At 69.9% G+C, this 19,658-nt stretch carries 15 protein-coding genes; 10 read left to right on the plus strand and 5 right to left on the minus strand.

What is annotated here, in order from left to right; genetic code table 11:
* The first annotated feature begins 1 nt into the window (after position 1).
* The 10 genes from KCH87_RS17260 to KCH87_RS17305 all read left to right on the plus strand — a co-directional run bounded on the left by KCH87_RS17260 (position 2) and on the right by KCH87_RS17305 (position 11,650).
* The gene (locus tag KCH87_RS17260) at positions 2-745 is read left to right on the plus strand and encodes an allophanate hydrolase subunit 1 (protein WP_247196374.1); all 744 of its coding nucleotides are present in this window, start codon (positions 2-4) and stop codon (positions 743-745) included.
* The gene (locus KCH87_RS17265; protein ID WP_210587002.1) at positions 738-1,724 is read left to right on the plus strand and encodes a biotin-dependent carboxyltransferase family protein; all 987 of its coding nucleotides are present in this window, start codon (positions 738-740) and stop codon (positions 1,722-1,724) included. The genes KCH87_RS17260 and KCH87_RS17265 overlap by 8 nt, the downstream gene beginning before the upstream one ends.
* Positions 1,725-1,819: 95 nt before the next feature.
* Positions 1,820-3,130: an MFS transporter gene (locus KCH87_RS17270; protein ID WP_210587003.1), complete on the plus strand. Its 1,311-nt coding sequence runs from the start codon at positions 1,820-1,822 to the stop codon at positions 3,128-3,130.
* Positions 3,131-3,185: 55 nt separating this feature from the next.
* Entirely contained in the window at positions 3,186-3,929 is a 744-nt protein-coding gene (locus KCH87_RS17275) for an SDR family oxidoreductase (RefSeq protein ID WP_210587004.1), read from the plus strand.
* A gap of 22 nt (positions 3,930-3,951) precedes the next feature.
* Entirely contained in the window at positions 3,952-5,166 is a 1,215-nt protein-coding gene (locus KCH87_RS17280; RefSeq protein ID WP_210587005.1) for an aspartate transaminase, read from the plus strand.
* Between the two features lie 9 nt (positions 5,167-5,175).
* Positions 5,176-5,850 carry a 4-carboxy-4-hydroxy-2-oxoadipate aldolase/oxaloacetate decarboxylase gene (locus KCH87_RS17285; protein ID WP_210587006.1) on the plus strand — a complete coding sequence of 225 codons (675 nt, stop codon included), beginning with the start codon at positions 5,176-5,178 and terminating at the stop codon, positions 5,848-5,850.
* A 236-nt stretch (positions 5,851-6,086) separates the two neighbouring features.
* Positions 6,087-7,376 carry an ABC transporter substrate-binding protein gene (locus KCH87_RS17290; RefSeq protein ID WP_210587007.1) on the plus strand — a complete coding sequence of 430 codons (1,290 nt, stop codon included), beginning with the start codon at positions 6,087-6,089 and terminating at the stop codon, positions 7,374-7,376.
* 56 nt (positions 7,377-7,432) lie between these two features.
* Positions 7,433-8,284 (plus strand): carbohydrate ABC transporter permease, encoded by an 852-nt coding sequence (locus KCH87_RS17295; protein ID WP_210587292.1) that lies wholly within the window; start codon positions 7,433-7,435, stop codon positions 8,282-8,284.
* The gene (locus KCH87_RS17300) at positions 8,281-9,201 is read left to right on the plus strand and encodes a carbohydrate ABC transporter permease (protein ID WP_210587008.1); all 921 of its coding nucleotides are present in this window, start codon (positions 8,281-8,283) and stop codon (positions 9,199-9,201) included. The genes KCH87_RS17295 and KCH87_RS17300 overlap by 4 nt, the downstream gene beginning before the upstream one ends.
* A 94-nt stretch (positions 9,202-9,295) precedes the next feature.
* Positions 9,296-11,650: a glycoside hydrolase family 3 N-terminal domain-containing protein gene (locus KCH87_RS17305; RefSeq protein WP_210587009.1), complete on the plus strand. Its 2,355-nt coding sequence runs from the start codon at positions 9,296-9,298 to the stop codon at positions 11,648-11,650.
* Between the two features lie 149 nt (positions 11,651-11,799).
* On the opposite strand, the gene KCH87_RS17310 is transcribed toward KCH87_RS17305, so the two are convergent.
* The 5 genes from KCH87_RS17310 to KCH87_RS17330 all read right to left on the minus strand — a co-directional run bounded on the left by KCH87_RS17310 (position 11,800) and on the right by KCH87_RS17330 (position 19,338).
* Positions 11,800-13,986 (minus strand): RICIN domain-containing protein, encoded by a 2,187-nt coding sequence (locus KCH87_RS17310; RefSeq protein ID WP_374199006.1) that lies wholly within the window; start codon positions 13,984-13,986, stop codon positions 11,800-11,802.
* Between the two features lie 102 nt (positions 13,987-14,088).
* Positions 14,089-15,129, minus strand: coding sequence for a LacI family DNA-binding transcriptional regulator (locus KCH87_RS17315; protein WP_210587010.1), 1,041 nt, complete (start codon positions 15,127-15,129; stop codon positions 14,089-14,091).
* Positions 15,130-15,255: 126 nt separating this feature from the next.
* Complete coding sequence (locus tag KCH87_RS17320; protein ID WP_210587011.1) at positions 15,256-16,827, minus strand: GMC family oxidoreductase; 1,572 nt, start codon at positions 16,825-16,827, stop codon at positions 15,256-15,258.
* Between the two features lie 73 nt (positions 16,828-16,900).
* Positions 16,901-17,848, minus strand: a complete 948-nt coding sequence (locus tag KCH87_RS17325; protein WP_210587012.1) for a helix-turn-helix domain-containing protein — start codon at positions 17,846-17,848, stop codon at positions 16,901-16,903.
* Between the two features lie 104 nt (positions 17,849-17,952).
* Positions 17,953-19,338: an alpha/beta hydrolase-fold protein gene (locus tag KCH87_RS17330; protein WP_247196375.1), complete on the minus strand. Its 1,386-nt coding sequence runs from the start codon at positions 19,336-19,338 to the stop codon at positions 17,953-17,955.
* Positions 19,339-19,658 lie beyond the last annotated feature (320 nt).

The raw sequence follows: 19,658 nt of genomic DNA on the forward strand, positions 1-19,658 counted from the left end.
CATGAGCAGCCCTGACGCCGATGGCGCGGACATGAACGGCAACGTCACCATCCTGGACTGCGGCGACTCCGCCCTGGTCGCCAAGGCCGTGGGCCTGGACGCCGAAGCCGGCTGGCGGCTGGTCCACGCCCTGGCCGATGCCCTGGACGCCGTCGGGCTCACCGGAGTCCACGACGTGGTGCCCACCTACGACGCCCTGCTCGTCGAGTTCGACTGCACCGGCACCGACCACGACACCGTCCGGCGCGTCCTGTCGCACGAGGCTGCCCGCCTCGGGCCACACCCCGCACGGACGAAGCCTGCCCGACGATTCGTCGTCCCTGTCGTGTACGGCGGTGAGTACGGTCCCGATCTGCCCGAGGTCGCCGCGCACCTCGGCATGGCCGAGAGCGACGTCGTCGCGCTCCACTCCGGGTCCGATCTCACCGTGCGCTGCCTCGGTGCGCCCGCGGGGGCCCCGATGATGGACGGGCCGCCCTTCCCGGGGCCGGTGCCGCGACTTGCGTCGCCCCGCGTCCGCGTCGACCCCGGCTCGGTCGCCGTCGCCGGCCGGCAGGCGGTCATCTGCCCGATGCCCTCGCCCGGCGGCTGGCCGCTCCTCGGGCGTACCCCCGTGCGCGTCCTCGACCTGCACCGCGACCCGATCACCGCCTACCGCCCCGGCGACACCTTCCGCTTCGCCCCCATCACGCCCGACGAGTGGGACGACTACGCCGACACATCTCTGGCGGCGTGTCATGGCTGACACCCTCACCATCCGCACCGCGGGCATCGTCACCGTGCAGGACCTCGGCCGGGTCGGCCGCTCCCGCCACGGCCTGCCCGTCAACGGAGCCGCCGACCAGCACTCGGCACGCATCGCCAACGTCCTGTGCGGCAACGACGAACGCGCCCCGCTGCTGGAGATCACCGCCCTCGATTTCGCGTGCGTCCCCTCCAGCGACATCCTCCTCGCCGTGACCGGCGCGCCCGCCGACGTGACCGTCGACGGAGGGAGCCGCCCGCAGTGGGAACCGGTCCCGGTCCGCGCCGGCGAGGCCGTCCGGGTCACCGGCATCCGCCGGGGACTGCGCGTCTACCTGGCCGTACTCGGCTCGTTCGAAGCCGACTACCTTCAGGGAAGCTGCGCCCCCGACACGATCCTGGGCTTCGGCCCTGTCCTCCGCAGCGGCGACGAACTCGTCCTGCGCACGGCCTGTCCGCCCCTCGACCACCCCTTCTCACGGATCCCGCTGTTCCGCCTGCACGCACCCGTCCCCCGGTTCCCCACCACCTGGACCATCGACGTCACCGACGGCCCCGACCGGGCCGAGTTCGGAGACACGGGACGGCGCCTGTTCGACGCCCCCTTCACGGTCAGCCCGCGAAGCAACCACATCGGCCTGCGGCTACAGGGCGAGGTACCCCGCAGAGTGACCAGGGGCGAGATCCTCTCCCGCGGTGTCCCCATCGGCGCCGTCGAAGTACCCGCGGGGGACGAACTCCTCGTACTGCACCGCGGCCGCGGTGTCACGGCCGGCTACCCCGTGCTCGCCGTCGTCACCGCCACCGGCCTGTCCGCACTGGGGCAGGTGCGCCCCGGACAGACCATCCGCTTCCGCCACCGCACCCTCGACCAGGCGGTCACTGCCCACCGCACCCAACGCAACGCCATCGACGCCCTGAGAACCCGGGTCCGCACGGCCTTCGACGCCCTGCGCATCCGCGCTCAGGTCGGCGGCTGACTCCCCGCACCGCACCCGCTCAGCAACCCCTACGCCCGCCCGCACGGAGCCGTAACGTCCCTCAACCCACGCCTGCTGCCCAGACAGGAGACGCCATGAGCACCGTGGCCGCTCAGCCAGTCCCCAACACCGTCGACCCCAGAACAGCCCGCAAGGTCACCCTCGCGGGATGCGTCGGGATCTTCGCCGAGCTCTACGACAACGGCATCTTCGGCTTCATGGCCGGATCGCTCGCCGCCGTCTTCTTCCCCGGCTCCGACAACGCCATCCAGCTCGTCTTCCTCGGTTACGCCGTCTCCTTCTTCTTCCGCCCCCTCGGCGCCGTCATCTGCGGCCACCTCGGCGACCGCATCGGACGCCAGCGGATGCTGGTTTTCGTCATCCTGCTCATCAGCGTCGCCACCGCGGGCATCGGCATCCTGCCCACCTACGCGAGCATCGGTGTCGCGGCACCCGCCCTGCTGATCCTGATGCGCGTCGCCCAGGGCTTCTCCGTCGGCGGTGAGGCGTCGGGCGCCATGAGCTTCCTCGCCGAGCACGCCCCGGAGGGCAAGCGCGGCCTCTACACCAGCTACGCGCAGATCGCGTCGTTCCTCGCGCTGCTCACCGGCACTCTGGTCGCCGCCGCCATGACCAGCGGACTCGGCGACGACCGCATGCAGTCCTGGGGCTGGCGCATCCCGTTCCTGCTCGCCGTCCCGCTCGGCATCACCGGCATCTACATCCGCAAGCGCATCAGTGACACGCCCAACTTCACGCGCCTGAAGGAAGAGGACGGTCTCTCCAAGAACCCCCTCAAGGAGGCCTTCACCTCCGCCGAGCACCGCCGCGCCATGCTGCTGGCCCTGTTCATCCCCCTGATGAACGGCTCCGGGTACTACGTCCTGTTCAGCTACATGCCCACCTTCATGAGCAGCGAGCTGGACTTCGGCAAGGTCCAAGGCCTCCTCGTCACCGCCTCCAGCCTGGTCGCGATCTGTATCGCCATCCCGTACATGGGCCGTCTCTCCGACCGGATCGGGCGCAAGAAGGTCATCGCCGGCGCCGCGATCGCCATGGCCGTCGTCGGCATCCCCTGTTACCTGCTGATCGGCACCGGCAACGTCGCCCTCGCCGTGATCGGCGCCTGCGTCATGGCGGTCGTGTTCGCCGGGCACACGGGCGTCATCCACATCCTGCTCGTCGAACTCTTCCCCACCCGCGTCCGCTACTCCGCCTACGGCCTGGGCTACAACGTCTCCTCCGCACTCTTCGGTGGCACGGCCCCCCTCCTGATGACCTACCTCATCGACCGCACGGGCAACGTCAACATGCCGGCCTTCTACGCCGTCCTCACCGCCCTCGGCACACTCATCGCCGTCTCCCGGGTGAAGGACCGGGCCCACCTGCCGCTGCGCGACGCCTGACAGATCCCTTGGCACCCGCACACCCGCACACCCCCACATCAAGGAGCACACCAGCATGCCCATCTCCGACTACAGGACGGCCCTCGTCACCGGAGCGTCGACCGGCATCGGAGCCGTCGTCGTCGAGCGACTCGCCAAGCGCGGCCTGGAAGTTCACGCCGTGGCCCGCAACGCCGAACGGCTGGGCGCCCTCGCCGAGGCCACCGGCTGCACCCCCCACGCGCTCGACATCACCGACACCGAGGCGCTCACCGCGGCCTTGGACGGCCTGGAAATCGACGTCCTCGTCAACAACGCCGGCGTCTCGCGCACCGGGAACATCCTCACCGCCGACGAGTTCGCCGTCGACGAGCAGATCGCCGTCAACATCCAGGCCGTCCTGCACCTGGTACGCCTGCTCATGCCCGGCATGGTCGAGCGCGACCTCGGCCATATCGTCAACATCAGCTCCATCGCCGGTGTCTACAACTTCGGCGGAAACACGATCTACCACGCCACCAAGGCGGCGGTGCACACCCTCTCCCGCCAGCTGCGGGTCGACGGCTACGGCCGCCGGGTCCGCGTCAGCGAGATCTGCCCGGGCCGCGTGGAGACGGAGATCTTCGGGCGCCTGCTCGGCGACATGGAGGAGGCCCAGCGGCAGTTCTACGACGGTTACGAGTCGCTCAAGCCCGAGGACATCGCCGACGCCATCGAGTTCGCCGTGGACGCGCCCCGGCACGTCAACATCGGCCACATCGAGATCCTGCCCACCTTCCAGGTCCCCGGCGGCCTCAACTTCGAACGCCGCGAGGGCTGAGCACATGAACACCGCTGAGCACATGAGCACCGCAGAGCGGGTACGCCGTATCAACCCCTCGCCCAGCACGGCGGCGGCGCAGCGTGTCCGAGAGCTCAAGAGCCAAGGCCTCACCATCCTCGACCTGACCGTCGGAGAGCCCGACTTCGACACCCCCGACCACGTCAAGGCCGCCGCGATCCGGGCCATCGAGGCAGGCGAGACCAAGTACACCCCGGTGAACGGCACCCCGCAGCTGCGCGCGGCGATCGCCGAGAAGCTCCGCGGACGCCACGGGCTGGAGCGCACCGACGCGCAGATCACGGTCGGCGGCGGAGCCAAGCAGGTCATCTTCCTCGCGCTGATGGCCACCTTGGACGAAGGGGACGAGGTCATCGTCCCCGCCCCGTACTGGGTGTCCTATCCCGACATGGTCCGCGCCAACGACGGCACCCCCGTCATCGTCGACTGCCCCGAGCCGGACGGCTTCAAGCTGACCCCGCAGCGGCTGAGTTCGGCGCTCACCGACCGCACGCGTTGGGTCGTCCTGAACACCCCCGGCAACCCGACCGGAGCCGCCTACACCACCGGCGAACTGCGTGCGCTCGCCCAGGTGTTGCTGGACCACCCCCACGTGCGCGTCCTCACCGACGAGATCTACGACGAGATCTGGTACCGCGAGGAGGACACCACCTCCCTGGCGGCAGTCGAACCCCGCCTGGCCGACCGGGTGTTCCTCACCAACGGCGTGTCGAAGACGTACGCGATGACAGGCTGGCGCATCGGCTACGGGGTGGGCCCGGCGGACCTGGTGACCGCGATCAACACCCTTCAGTCCCAGACCTCCTCCTGTCCCTCCTCCGTCAGCCAGGCCGCAGCCGCCGCCGCGCTCACGGGACCGCAGGACTTCGTCCAGGACACCGTGCGCGTGTACCGCGCACGGCGCGACGCCACGGTGAAGCTCATCAACGACGTTCCCCGGCTCAACTGCACCGCGCCCGACGGAGGCTTCTACCTCCTGGTGAACTGCCGTGACGCCATCGGGCAGTTCACGCCGACAGGAGACCGGATCCAGGACGACGAGGACTTCGCCCGCTATCTGCTCGACAGCCGGCAGGTGGCGGTGATCCATGGAGCCGCGTACGGCGCGCCCGGCTACTTCCGGATCTCGTTCGCCACGTCGACGGACGTCCTCACCGAGGCGTGCGAGCGCATCGCGACGGCCTGCGCCGACCTCTCCGCCACTCCCTCCGCCTGAAAGGTCATCATGATCCGCGTCAGCACGAAGTTCGCGCGGCCGGACGCCGCCCTGGTCGAGCAACTGCGCGCATTCTCCTCGGCCACCATCCACGAGGCACAGGGCCGGCTCGGGGCGCTGGACTCGGCCATCAAGCCGGTCGACCACCGCATGTCCCTGTGCGGCCCCGCCTTCACGGTCCAGTGCGCCCCACGCGACAACCTGATGCTTCAGACCGCCATCGCCTACGCCCAGCCCGGGGACGTCGTCGTCGTGTCCGCCGGCGCCTACGAGGAGGCGGGCTCCTTCGGTGACGTCCTCGCCAACGCCTGTCAGGCCAAGGGACTCGGCGGCCTGATCACCGACACGGGCGTCCGGGACACCGAGGACCTGCGCGCCCTGGGATTCCCCGTCTTCTCCCGCAGCGTGTCCATCAAGGGCACGGTCAAGGAGACCGTCGGGCCGATGTGCGAGCCGGTCACCATCGGCGGTGTGCTCGTCCGCCCCGGCGACGTGATGCGGGCGGACGCCGACGGTGCGGTCGTCGTCCGCCGCGAGGACGCCGCGACGGTGGTCACCGCATCCCAGGAACGGATCGACGCCGAAGCCGGGTACATCTCCGCGTACCGGGCCGGCAAGACCGTCGTCGACATCTGCAATCTCGCGCCGCTTCTCGCGTCGAAAGGGCTGGTGATCGACGACTAGGACACCGCAGGGGCAGTCAGCTCCCGAAAGTATTTCGTAACCGGGGCATTTCCCGTCCTTGTCCCGGCCGTGAATTCCATGTCAGTGTCCCGGCCAGCAGGCAGGCCGTCGGCAGCGTGGCATCCGAAAAGCTTTCGTACCGCCCTCCGATCCGCCTGGCCACCGATGGCATGTGGAAACAAGAGGGGCACACCATGCGGGGAATCCCGGTCAACGGAAATCTCGGAAGCCCGAGAATGCGACGCGTCGTCGCGTCCGCGGTCGCTCTCACGGCGGCCATGGGCCTTGCCGCGTGCGGGACTTCGGGACCGTCCGGATCGTCCACGGACTCGTCCGCGAAGGGCCTGACGATGTGGGCGCTCAACGACCAGACGATTCTCAAGGAGTCCGTCGACGCCTACAACAAGGACCACCCCGACGAGAAGATCACCCTGCGGCTGTTCGCGAACGACGACTACAAGCAGAAGCTGCGCGTCGCCTTCGGCGCGAACCAGGCCCCGGACATCTTCTTCAGCTGGGGCGGCGGGGCCCTGAACGACTACGTCAAGGCCGGCAAGGTCGACGCGCTGACGGCGGCCGAGGCGAACACGGACCGGTTCACCCCGAGCGTGATGCAGAGCGCCACCTTCGACGGCAAGGTCTACGGAGTGCCCGCCAACGGCCTCGCCCCGGTGGTCCTCTACTACAACAAGAAGGTGCTGGCCGACGCGGGCGTCGAGCCGCCGAAGACGTACGACGACCTGCTGGCGGCCGTGAAGCAGCTGAAGGCCAAGGACGTCGTGCCGCTCTCCCTCGCCGCGAACTCCAAGTGGCCGACGCTGATGTACCTGGAGTACCTGCTCGACCGGCAGGGCGGCGCCGAGGTGTTCTCGAAGATCGCCTCCGGTGACACCTCGGCGTGGAAGGACGCGTCGGTCACCAAGGCCAACCAGTACCTCCAGGACCTGTCGAAGGCCGGCGCCTTCGGGGACAACGCCTCCTCCGTCAACTACGACCAGGGCGCCTCCACGGCCCTGCTCTACACGGGCAAGGCGGCCATGGAGGTCATGGGCACCTGGGAGTACGCCAACATCGCCAAGGCCGCGCCCGACTTCCTGAAGAGCGACCTCGGCTACACCGCCTTCCCGTCGCTGTCCGGCGGTGCCGGCGACCCGAACAGCATCGTCGGCAACCCCTCGAACTTCCTGTCGCTGAACTCGTCGACCAAGCACAGGTCCGCGGCCCTCACGTACCTCAAGGACTACGTCCTGAACGACTCCCAGATAGATGCCTACCTCGCCGCCGGCAGCGTTCCGCCGGTCGAGGGCCTGGAGTCGAAGCTGGCGGCGGTGCAGTCGTCGTCCGACAAGGCGTGGCTGACCTTCGTCTACGACCTGGTGGAGAAGTCGCCGAGCTTCCAGCTCTCCTGGGACCAGGCACTGCCGTCCGACCAGGCGGACCCGCTGCTGACCAACACCGACAAGTCGTTCCTGCGTCAGATCTCGCCCGCCGACTTCGGTGTGAACATGAGCAAGGCGGGGTCGTGACCGTCACCGTCCCCACGAGCACTCGCACCCGCCGGGGAGGAGGCAGCGGCCTCCTCATGGCCGCCCCCGCACTGCTTCTCTTCGGCCTGTTCGGCCTGGTCCCCCTCGTCGGGGTGGTGGCGCTCAGCCTCGCCCGCTGGGACGGCCTCGGTTCCGTCGGCTGGGCCGGCCTCGCCAACTGGGGCAGCGTCCTGACCGACGGCGCCACCTGGCAGGCGCTGTGGCTCACCGTCAAGGTGATGGCGGTCAGCTGGCTGGTCCAGACGCCGATCGCCCTGGCCCTCGGTGTCTTCCAGGCACCGAGAGGGAGGATGCGGGCGCTGTTCGCCGTCCTCTTCTTCCTCCCGCTGCTGCTGTCCGCCGTGGCGATCGGCCTGACCTGGCAGGCGCTCCTCGATCCGTCCTTCGGCATCGGTGCCACGCCCGGCCTGCACTGGCTGGCGCAGCCGCTGCTCGGCTCGCCGGACCTGGCCCTCTACACGGTGATCTTCGTGATCGCCTGGCAGTTCGTGCCGTTCCACGCCCTGCTCTACCAAGCCGGGATACGGCAGATCCCGACCGCTCTGTACGAGGCCGCCGCCCTCGACGGCGCCGGGCCCCTGGCCCGCTTCCGGCACATCACCCTGCCGCAGCTGAAGTACACGATGGTCACCTCCAGCACGCTCATGCTCGTCGGTTCACTGACGTACTTCGACCTGATCTTCGTCCTGTCCGGCGGCACCGGCGGCCCCGGCACCGCCACCCGCGTCCTTCCCCTCTCCATGTACATCACCGGATTCCAGGCCCACGACATGGGCCGGGCCAGCGCCGTCGCCACCCTCCTGGTGGTCTTCGGCCTCGGCCTGTCGCTGCTGACCACCCGCCTGTCCGGCTTCACCCGGATGGACAGCCGGCAGGAGGGCATGTGAGCACCACCGTGACCAAGGTCCGCGCCGTCACCGGACAGTCGGACGTCCCCGCCCCCGGAGCGGTAGCACCCAGGCCCGTCCGGCCGAAGTCCGTGGCAAGGATCCTCCGCCGCGTCCTCACCGGCAGTGCCACGCTGCTCTGGGCGGCGATCGTCGTTGTACCCGTCTACTGGCTGGTCGTCACCAGCCTGCGCAGCCGTGCCGACTTCACCACCGACAGCCCACTGGCCCTGCCCGGCCACCCGACGCTCGACAGCTACCGGACCGTCCTGGACGGCGACTTCACGACCTATCTGCTCAACAGCGTCGTCGTCACCGCGGGGACGGTCGTCCTCACCGTCACCGTCGCCCTCATGGCCGCCTTCGCGATCGTCCGGGGCGCCGGCGGCCGCCTGTCCCGCGTGTCCTTCCGGCTGTACCTGCTGGGCCTGGCGATCCCTCTCCAAGCGGTGATCATCCCGGTCTACCTGCTGATCATCAGGTTGCAGCTGTACGACAGCCTGCTCGCGATCGTTCTGCCCTCGGCGGCGTTCGCGCTGCCGATCACCGTGATGATCCTGGTGAGTTTCCTGCGCGACGTGCCGCGCTCCCTGTTCGAGGCGATGATCGTCGACGGTGCCGGCGACTGGCGCATGCTCTTCTCGCTCGCGGCGCCCCTGGCCCGCCCGGCGTTGATGACGGTCGCCGTCTACGACGGCCTCCAGGTCTGGAACGGCTTCCTCTTCCCGCTCATCCTCACCCAGAGCGGCGACAAGGCCGTGCTGCCGCTGGCGCTGACCCTCTACCGGGGCCAGTTCGGCATCGACGTACCGGCCACGATGGCCGCGGTGGTGCTTTCCACCCTGCCGATGCTCGCGCTGTTCATCATCGCCAGGCGCCAGCTCGTCGCCGGACTCACCGCCGGTTTCTCCAAGTAGCCCACACCACCGGGCAGTTCACCCCACCCCGTACGACGGCCGGGCCCTGCGCCCGGCCCCGTCGGCGTGCCCGCGCAACACCGAGGAGTCGTGAATGACGACCACCATGCCCGGCCACGGCGGCCTCCCCCAGGGGGAGGACGACCGCCCCTGGACCGACCCCGCCCTGCCCACCGCCGAGCGCGTCGAGGCGCTGCTCGCCCGGCTCACCCTGCCGGAGAAGGTCGCGCAACTCAGCAGCACCTGGGAGGACATCGAGGCCGACGGCCCGGAAGTGGCCCCGGGCAGCAACCACTTCGGCAGGGTCGGCGATCTCGACGAGACCGCCCGGCACGGCCTCGGCCAACTCACCCGCCCCTACGGCACACTGCCCCGGCCCGCGCTCGAACACGCCCGTCTCCTCGCCGCACACCAGCGGCAGGTCATGGCACAGAGCAGATTCGGCATCCCGGCCATGGCCCACGACGAGTGCCTGACCGGATTCACCGCCTACGGCGCGACGATCTACCCCACCTCGCTCGGCATGGCGGCCACCTTCGACCCGCAGCTGATCCGGCGGGTCGGCGAGGCCATCGGCGCCGACATGGCCGAGTCGGGCGTCCACCAGGGTCTCGCCCCGGTCGTCGACGTGATCCGCGACTACCGCTGGGGCCGCTGCGAGGAGACGTACGGCGAGGACCCGTACCTGGTCGGGGAGATGGGGGAGGCATACGTCACCGGTCTCCAGAGCGCCGGCGTGTACGCCACCCTCAAGCACTTCGCCGGATACTCCGCCTCCATGGGCGGCCGCAACCACGCCCCCGTGCACGCAGGCCGCCGCGAGCTCTTCGATGTCATCCTGCCGCCCTTCGAGCGGCTCGTCGCCGCGGGCGTCGGCTCGGTCATGAACTCGTACGCCGAGATCGACGGCGAGGCACCCGCCGCCAGCCGGTGGCTGCTGACCGAAGTGCTGCGCGACGCCTGGGGTTTCGAGGGCACCGTCGTCTCCGACTACTGGTCCCTGCCCTTTCTGGTCAGCGCCCACCGGGTGGCCGCCGACCCGTCCGACGCGGGGGCGCTCGCCCTGCGCGCCGGCATGGACGTCGAACTGCCCGATCAGCGTGGCTTCGGCGACGCCCTCGTGCACGCCGTCGAGCAGGGCGCGGTCGACGAGGAGCTGGTCGACCGCGCCGTACGCCGGGTGCTGCGGCAGAAGGTCGAGCTCGGGCTCCTCGACCCCGACTGGGACCCGAGGCCCCCCGCCCTGCGCGCGGGTGAACTCGACCTGGACAAGCCGGAGAACCGCGGGCTTGCCCACGCCGTGGCGCAGTCGAGCGCCGTCCTGCTGTCCAACGACGGGACCCTGCCCCTCCCGGCCGGTGGCCGGATCGCGCTGATCGGCCCGTGCGCCGACGACGTACGCACCATGTTCGGCTGCTACAGCTTCCCCAACCACGTCCTCGCCGAGCGCGCCGACCTCGGCAACGGGGTCGAGGCGGTCTCCCTCCGTACCGCGCTGACCGAGGAACTCCCGTCCGTGGAGTGGCAGTTCGTCCAGGGCTGCCCGATCCGGGACGAGGACGCCTCCGGCATCCCGGCGGCCGTGGCGGCCTCGACCGCCGCCGACCTCACCGTCCTCGTCGTCGGCGACAAGGCGGGGATGTTCGGCATCGGCACCTCGGGGGAGGGCTGCGATGTCGAGGACCTGCGGCTGCCGGGTGTCCAGGAGGAGCTGGTCGAGGCGGTCCTGGCGACCGGGAAGCCCGTGGTGCTGATCGTCAGCAGCGGCCGGCCCTACGCCGTGGGCCGGTTCGCGTCCGCCGCCGCGGCCATGGTGCAGGTCTTCCTGCCGGGGGAGGAGGGCGGCCGGGCAGTGGCCCAACTCCTGTCCGGAAAGGCGAACTTCAGCGGCAAACTGCCCGTGCAGATCCCCGTCTCGCCGGGCGGACAGCCGTACACCTACCTGCACCCGCCGCTTGCCGACCGGCAGAGCTTCCTGTCCAACCTCGACCCCACCCCCGCGTTCCCCTTCGGACACGGGCTGTCGTACACCGACTTCGAGATCGACCTGCTCGCCGTGGATCGCGAACAGGTGCCGACGGACGGGGAGTTCACGGTCCGCGCGCGGGTGCGGAACACGGGGACGATGGCCGGCGCCGAGACCGTCCAGCTGTACGCCGTCGACCCGGTCGCCCAGGTCACGCGGCCCGTGCGCACCCTGCTCGGCTTCGCCAAGGTGGCGCTCGCCCCCGGGGAGCGGGCCGCGGTCCGCTTCCACGTCCACACCGACCGCCTGGCCTTCACCGGGTTGGCGGGCCGCCGCATCGTCGAGCCCGGCGAGATCGTGCTCCACGCGGGCTCCTCCAGCCTGGACACCCCGGTGCGGGATGCCATCCGGCTGGTGGGGGAGGAGCGGGATGCGACGGTTCTGCGGCATCACGGGGTGCCGGTGACGGTCGAGCGGGAGTAGACGTTCCGCGGGCGGGCCGGTTCTTTACCTGCGGGTCCGTTGTGGCTGGTCGCGCAGTTCCCCGCGCCCCTGGAAAGCAGGGGCTGCGCCCCGCTTTGAGGCGGCGCCACCGGATTCACCGGTGGCGCCGCCTCTTCTCGAATCGGTGACTAACTCCGTGTCCAGGTCTGCGTCGCGTTGCCCAGCCCGGTCCACAGCCCGACCTTCGAGCCGTTGGCCGTGCCCCAGTCGGTCACGTCGATGGCCAGACCGTTGGAGCGGTTGGCGATGGTGCCGTCCACGCGGAACGACCACCTCTGACTGGACTTTCCGTTGCAGGCCCAGAGGATGAGCGTGGTGCCCGCGGTAGTGCCGTCACCGTTCGCGGCCAGGCAGTTGCCGGACACCCGCAGTTCGCCGGCCGTGGTCCGGGTGATGGTCTGGTTGGCGTTGCCCGAGCAGTCGTAGATCTGGACCTGGACGCCCGTCTGGCCGTTCGGGACGTCGAGGCAGCGGCCGGAGTACGTGCCCTTCAGGGTGAAGGCCGAGTCCGTGGGGAGGGGGTCCTGGACCAGCTGCCAGTCCTGTGAGCCGTCGGTGGTCGAGGCCGCCACGGTGACGGGACCGCCAGCCGTCGAACCGGTCATGTACAGGCTGGTGTTGAGGACCGAGCGGAGCTTGTAGTACCCGCTGGTCGAGGAGACGAGGGTCCACTGTTTGTCGGTGGCTCCGTCGTCGACCCACTGGGCCAGCTTCTGCCCGGCCGTCGCGGTGCCGGTCCAGATGGCGACGGAGCGGCCGCCCGCCTTGTTGAGCAGCGTCACGTTGCCGCCCTTGGTGGTGAGGTGCCAACGCTGGGTGTCGGCCGCGGAGTTGGCGGCGCCCAGGACGAGGTCCGGAGTGTTCCCGGTCAGGCTCGCGTCCTGGGTCTTCCCGGACGCGGTGCCGAGCACCTGCCCGGTCAGCCGGTTGACGAGCCTGTAGTAGGCGCCGTCGGACCGCCCGAGGTCGACCTCGGCGTACTTCACCGGCCCGACGCTGGCGCCGCTCCAGGACGCCTGGAGGATGAGGACGCGTCCCGTGCCGTCGACGTACTGCAGCATGCGACTGTAGCCGCCGGGCATCGACGTCTTGTACTGCTTCCAGGTGCCGGTGCTCCGCCCGGACTCGTTCACCCAGACATCGCCGCTGCCGGCGGCGTTGTAGACGATGCGTCCGTCCGGCATCGGGAGGAGGACCGGGCTGCCGCCGGTGGACAGCGTGGCCCCGCCCGAGGGCACCGGCAGCGAGGTGATCGCGGCGTCCGTGGCCGAGAAGAACTTCGTCGGGTCGTCGGAGATCCGGTAGCGGACGTTCGTACCGCCGCCCCAGTACTCGTACGTCAGAAGCCACTTGCCGTCGGTCGTCGGGGCGATGGTCGTCATGCCCGGACGGCCGCCGCCGATCTCCGTCTTGCCGCCGCCCATGCTCACCGTGGAGCCCGGGACGTCGACGACCGGGTCGCTCCAGGACGTGCTGCTGCCGTCCCAGGTCCGGTGGAGGAGGACCTGGCCGCCGGAGTCGGCCGCCGTGTCGTTGGCCGGGTCGCGAGTCGGGGCGCCGGTGCTGGTGTTGTAGCCCGTGAAGTCGCTCTCGTCGGAGTAGTAGGCGATGAGCCGGCCGTTGTGGGCGAGCAGGTGCGGCTCCCAGAGGGGGTCGACCTGGGCGTGGGTGTTGGCCGCCGAGACACGGCCGACGTTGCCCGCGCTGCCGCCCTGCCAGCCGCCGGCCGTGATGATGTTCTTCACGCTCCAGGTGGCACCGTTATCCGTGCTGGCGTACAGGGCGAGTGCCAGGTCCTTGCGGTCACCGTCACCGGACGGCGTCCAGTTGGGGTTGGCGGCCTTCTGCTCCTTGTAGTAGTAGTCGTCGCCCGAAACGATGCTCGCGAGCAGCAGCGTTCCGGCGCTCAGGTTTCCGACGTTCTGTGGGAGCACGTAGAGATACGGGTTGGTCCAGTTGCTCGTGTACTTCGCGTACGCGCTGTCGCTGGACAGGTACGCCGGGGCCTTGACGTCGGCCAGCTTCGCCCACGTCGTACCGTGGTCGTCGCTCTTGTGGACGGGCAGCGTCTGGCCCACCGGAGCGCTTTGACTGTTCTCGAACGTCGCCACGATCCGCCCGCTCGGCAGCTGGGCCGACTTCGGGTAGAGCACGCACGGGCGCTTGTTGCACGCGGCGGTGTTGTCCGCCGTATACAAGTTCGCGGGACTCGGCTGATACGCCGACGCGGTTGTCGCGGAGGCGATGGCGAATGCCACGCCTATGCCGAAGGCCGTCGCCGAAGCGAAGACCTTTCGCGCCCAGGATCTTTTCAACGGCGTTCCTTTCACCGGGGGGTGCGGGGCAGGAAGCCAGTATTCGTAGGCGACATCGCGCTGTCACCGGCAGGTTGCGAAAGGGTTTCGCAGAGTCGCGGGTTACGGGGTATTGACGCGACTGCGCGCGGACGTCGAGGTCCGCAGCACGAGTTCCGTGGCCAGCTCGATGCGCGGCGACGCGGGCGGCCGGCCGTCCGCGAGATCCATCAGCACCCGGGTCGCCTCGCGGCCCAGCTCCTCGAACGGCTGGCGCACCGCACTCAACGGCGGGCAGGCCATGGCCGCCACGAGCGTGTCGTCGAAGGACATGACCGACAGGTCGTCCGGTACCGAGAGCCCCTGCTGCCGGGCGGCCTCCAGCACGCCGAGCGCCTGCGCGTCGCTGGCCGCGAAGACGGCCGTGGGCGGGTCGCCGGCCCGCAGGATCTGAAGGCTCGCGGTGAGCGCGTCGCTGTAGTCGAAGTCGGTCGAGCGGACGATCGCCGGATCGTAGGCGACCTGGGCCTCCTCCAGCGCGGCCCGGTAACCGTGCACGCGCGCCGCCCCTGCCAGGGAGTGCGAGCGGCCCGCGACCATGCCGATCCGGGTGTGGCCAAGGGCCAGCAGGTGCTGAACCGCCTCCCGGGCACCGCTCCAGTTCGTCACCCCGATGCTCGGAATGTCCTCCGAAGGCGCGCTGAGGGGGTCGATCAGCACCACCGGCAGCCGCTGCTCGACGATCCGCCGCTGGTCCTCCTCGGCCAGCATGGAGATCACGATCACGATCCCCGCCGCGCCGAGTGACACGCACTCCTCCAGCCATCCGGAGATCGACCGCCGGCTCGTCGTCCCGGTGACCACGTCGATGCCGAACTCACCGGCCGCGTCCACGATGCCCCGGGCGACCTCCAGGGTGTACGGGCCGGACAGGTCACGGAAGACGACGACGATCTGCTGTGGCGTCGCGGGACCCCGGTCCCACGGGCGGACGTACCCGTACCGCGCGAGCATTTCCTCGACCCGGTCCCGGGTCGCCGTGCCCACGTCCCGGCGCCGGTGCACCACCTTGGACACGGTGCTGAGCGAGACCCCGGCCTCGGCGGCGATGTTCGTGAGCAGGCCGTGCTGTGCTTCCTGCCGGTCCTTGCCTCGACCTGTCACCCGATGTCCGTTCCGTACGCCGAGCGCCGATACGCCGGACGCACCGCGCACCTGGCCAGAAACTCCGCCGCAACGTAACGGTCCCGGGGACGGCGAGGCAAGACCGGTGCACGCCGTTCTGTGGCGTCAGGAGGTTCCCGCCAGGAGGAAGTCGGCGCAGCGCTCGCCGATCATGACGGTGGGGGCGTGGGTGTTGCCGGAGGGCACGGCCGGCATGACCGAGGCGTCCGCGACGCGCAGGCCCGCAACGCCGTGGACCCGTAGCAGGGGGTCTACGACCGTGTCGGGCCCGGTGCCCATGCGGCAGGTGCCGACCTGGTGGTGGTAGCTGGTCAGGTTGCGTCTGACGTACGAGGCGATCTCGTCGTCGGTGACGACTCCCGGTCCGGGCGCGACCTCGTGGGAACGCCAGTCGGCGAGCGCCTTCTGCTCCCCGATCTCCCGCGCCTGCCTGACCGCCGTCACCATCGCCTGGAGGTCGTACGGCTCGGCGAAGTACCGGGGGTCGAGGGCGGGTGCCTGGGTGGGGTCGGCGGAGCGTAGCCACAGCCGTCCGCGGCTGAGCGTGCGGATCGTGCCCGGGGCCACGCTGTAGCCGTGCCCTTCCTCCGGGACCTCCTGGCCCACGACGGGCAGCGGGACATGGGACATCACCGGCTGTAGGTCGGGGGCGGCCAGGGCGGGGTCGGTCTTCGCGAAGTACTGGGCCTCGATCTTGTTGGACGTGCCCGGCGGCACGGGCCGGGACGACGCGTACACCACCGGGGCGAGCGCGTGATCGTGCAGGTTGGCGCCGACCCCCGGCAGATCGGCGACCACGCCGATGCCCAGCTCACGCAGCTCGTCGGCCGGGCCGATCCCGCTGAGCAGCAGCAGTTGGGCGGAGCCGATGGTGCCGCCGGACAGAACGACCTCGCCGTCGTCGGAGCAGCGTACGGGGGTGAGTTGACCGTCGTTGACGATCTCGACCCCGCGGGCGCGTCCGCCCTCGACGAGCACCCGGGCGACCGGCGAACCGGTCATCACGGTCAGCAGGGGACTGTCCAGCACGGGCTGTACGAAGGCCGTCCAGGCGCTGACCCGCTTGCCGTCGCGGATGTTGAGGTGCAGGAGGTTCACGCCGAGGATCTCCTCGGCGTTGCAGTCGTCGTTGTGCGGGATCCCGTACTGCTCGCAGGCCTCCACGAAGGCGACGGAGACCGGGTTGGGCGCGTGGTTGCGGGTGACCGGCATCGGGCCGCCCGCCCCGTGGAACTGCGAGGGGCCGTCCTCGAAGTCCTCGGAACGTTTGAAGTACGGCAGGACCTCGTCGTAGGACCAGCCGGTGGCCCCGTACCGGGTGACCCAGTCGTCGTAGTCCGACCGGTGTCCCCGTACGTAGATCATGGCGTTGATGGCGCTGGTCCCGCCGAGCACCTTGCCCCGCGGCCAGAACACCCGGGTGCCGTCGGCGTGTTGCTGGGGCTCGGTGAGGTAGGCGTAGTCCTCGGGCGAGGTCCACAGCTCCCACATGCGTCCCGGGTCGTGGATCGCCGGGTTGTCGTCCGGTCCGCCGGCCTCGATCAGCAGGACGCTGCGGCCGGCGTCCACGAGTCGGCGGGCGATGACGCAGCCGGCGGACCCGGCGCCCACCACGATGTGGTCGTAGGTGTGGTTCACGGCAGTGTTCTGTACGGCGGTGTTCTGTGCGGCTTCCATGGCGGAAGAGTGCCGCCCGGTGGGCGTACGGGCTTTCACGGCGGTGCACGGAGGCTTGCCGGGCTGAGCACGGTCACCGGACCGCGCGGGCCTCGCTGGGGCTGATGCCGTAGGCGGTCTTGAAGGCGTGGCTGAAGTGGGCCGGACCGGGGAAGCCCCAGCGGCTGCCGATGGCGCCGACCGGCAGGTGGGACAGCGTCGGGTCGGCGAGGTCGCCCCGGCAGCGGGCGAGCCGGTGTTCGCGGATCCAGCCCGAGACGGTGTACCCGTGCTCGGCGAGCAGTTTGTACAGGTAGCGGCGGGAGATGTGGTGGGCCGCGGCTATCCGGTCGGGGCCCAACTCCGGGTCGGCGAGCCGCTGTTCCATGTAAACGAGGATGCGCTGGGTGAGCACCTCGCGGCCCTCGTCGTGTCCCGGTGTCCGGTCGGCACCCGTGCGTTCCGCGAGGAGGGTGCCCACCAGATCGGCCACGTTGTCGGCGAGCCGGGGAGTGCCGAGCGACTCCAACTCGTCGACCTGGCGCGCCAGTCCGTAGAGAAAGGGGCGCACCACCGTCCCCAGCCCGGCACGGCACGACACCGCGATTGCCGTCATCCGTGCCAGGTCGCGTTCCGGCATCCGCAGCATGGCCCGGGGGAACATCAGGGCCAGGCTGCGGCCGGGCCGGTCGGTGTCCAGGGTGTACGGGCGCCGGGTGTCGTAGACCGCCAGCTCGCCCGGCCTCAGCTCGGCCTGGTGGTCTCCCTGGGTGAGCACACAGTGCCCGGTCAGCTGGAGACTCACCTTGACGTCGTCGGACACGTCCGAGCCGATCGGCCGCCGGGTGCGGGCCGTGTGCGGTGGCGTGGTCACCACCGACACCTGGACCGGGCCGACCCGGGCGAGGCGCAACTGCGCGTGAAAATCGGGCCCTTCGCGCGGCACGATCTCCAGAGGCACGAAGCTCCGGCTGACCATGTCCTGCCAGAACTCCAGCCGCGTCGCGGTGTTCTCATCGCTCGGCGTGGTGATCGAGGCCATACGCCTCTCCCCTCCCCGCATCCCCGAATCCGGCCCGAGGACGCGGAACCGGATGACCGGCCCCTGGCGGGGAGTGTAAGCCAGCCGGGGTCCACGGGGACCGGCTACATGGACTGCCGCATGATCCAGTCCCGGATGCCGGGGATGGTGTAAGCGATCTGCCAGGTGCCCATGTGCGCGCTGGTGGTCGAGCCGGACGGTACGGTCGTGCCGGTTTTGAACGCCGAGAAGTTCACCGGAGTCCGCTGTGCCGTCATGGTCCGGACGTCCGCGGCGAACTCCGCGGCCGTGGACTGCCCGTCCCACAGGGCGGTGCTGACCTGTGTGCCCTGCTCCTGGATGACCTCCATGATGGCCTGCTCACCCGGGTATGCCTTGGTGTCGTCCGCGGAGACGAGGACCCACAGCTTCTTCTGGGCCAGTGGCGCGACCTTGGCCTCCGGCCACTGTCCGGCGACGATGAACGCGGCCGCGAACAGGTCGGGGTACTTGATGGTCAGCCCGAGCGACATCATCGCCCCCATCGACTGCCCGGTCGTGTAGCGCCGGTTCGGGTCGATGCTGTAATGCCGCGTCACCGACTCGACGAGGTTGGCGGTGGCGTCGAACAGCGTCGACGGTTCGTAGGTGTCGTCGACCACCACCGAGCCGTACTCGGGAGCCAGCACGAAGGACTCGTGCCGGGCCTGGTCCTCCGGGCTCGCCCAGCACACGGCGCCGAGACCCTGGACCAGGGGGCCCTCCGTCGCCACGTTGACCACGCTCGCGTCGTGCATGAACAGCACGAGCGGGTAGCGCCTGCGGGGGTCGTAGTTCTTCGGGATGAACAGGTTGTACTTCAGGGTCTGCCCGGTCGCCGGATCGGCGAACGAGAACTGCTGGAAGTCGTCGACGATCAGGTTCACCACCGCGTCGGTGGACAACGCCGTGCTGTCCGCGGCGTAGCGGGTGCCGCGGGTCGTGGTGACGGTGCCCGTCTGGGTCAGCGTGGCCTTCGCCGCGACGATGGTCCCTCCCGGTGTGGTGTCGCCGACCCCCGGGCCCCCCTCTCCGACCCCGCCGCCGGAATCGCCCGACCCGCTGCCGGACCCGTCGGTGGGAGCGGTGCCGGACCCCTGCCCCGTCACCCACAGGGCCGCCGCCGTGTCGTCCGGCGACAGTTCCACGATGACGTAGCGGCCGTGCCTGCCCCGCTGTGTGAGGCCGGCCGTCCGGTTCGCGTAGACCTTGGTCACGGTGCGGTCGGTGACCGTGAACGTCGACGTCGACAGGGTGGAGCCGTCGATGTCCGTGTCGTACTCGACCGCCACCGCGACGAGCTTCTGCCCGCTGCCGAAGACCTGCGTGATGGCGGTGACGCTCCGCACGTGGTCGCCCCCCGAGCCCGCCCCGGCCGCCTCATCGGCTGAGCTGGGGGTCGCTCCACCGAACACCGCCAGGGCGCCGGCTGTCGCAGTCGCGGATCCGGCCATGAACGTACGCCTGTCCATGAAGGTGAGCTCCTTCGAGAGTTGATTGTCAGGGCTGCCGACCGCAACCGTGTCGCCCCAAGCTGTGAAGCGCTCCAAGGAACCAGCCCTGTTTTCACAGGTTACGCAGAGGTTTCCAGGTCGGCTACGTGAATTCGCACCGTGCAACCTTAGATAACGCACCGCAATTGTTGACGCCTTACTTCTCCGGTGTGACGATCCTGGGCGCCGCCGGATCCGTCCGCCATCCGCTCGCGGCCCGGCAGATGTGACCTGATCAGGCACGTTCTCCCACTTTGGCGATGGCGGAAATTCAATGGCAGAAATTTACCGAATTCTCA

This window comes from Streptomyces sp. GESEQ-35, assembly GCF_017948485.1.
Lineage (GTDB): Bacteria > Actinomycetota > Actinomycetes > Streptomycetales > Streptomycetaceae > Streptomyces.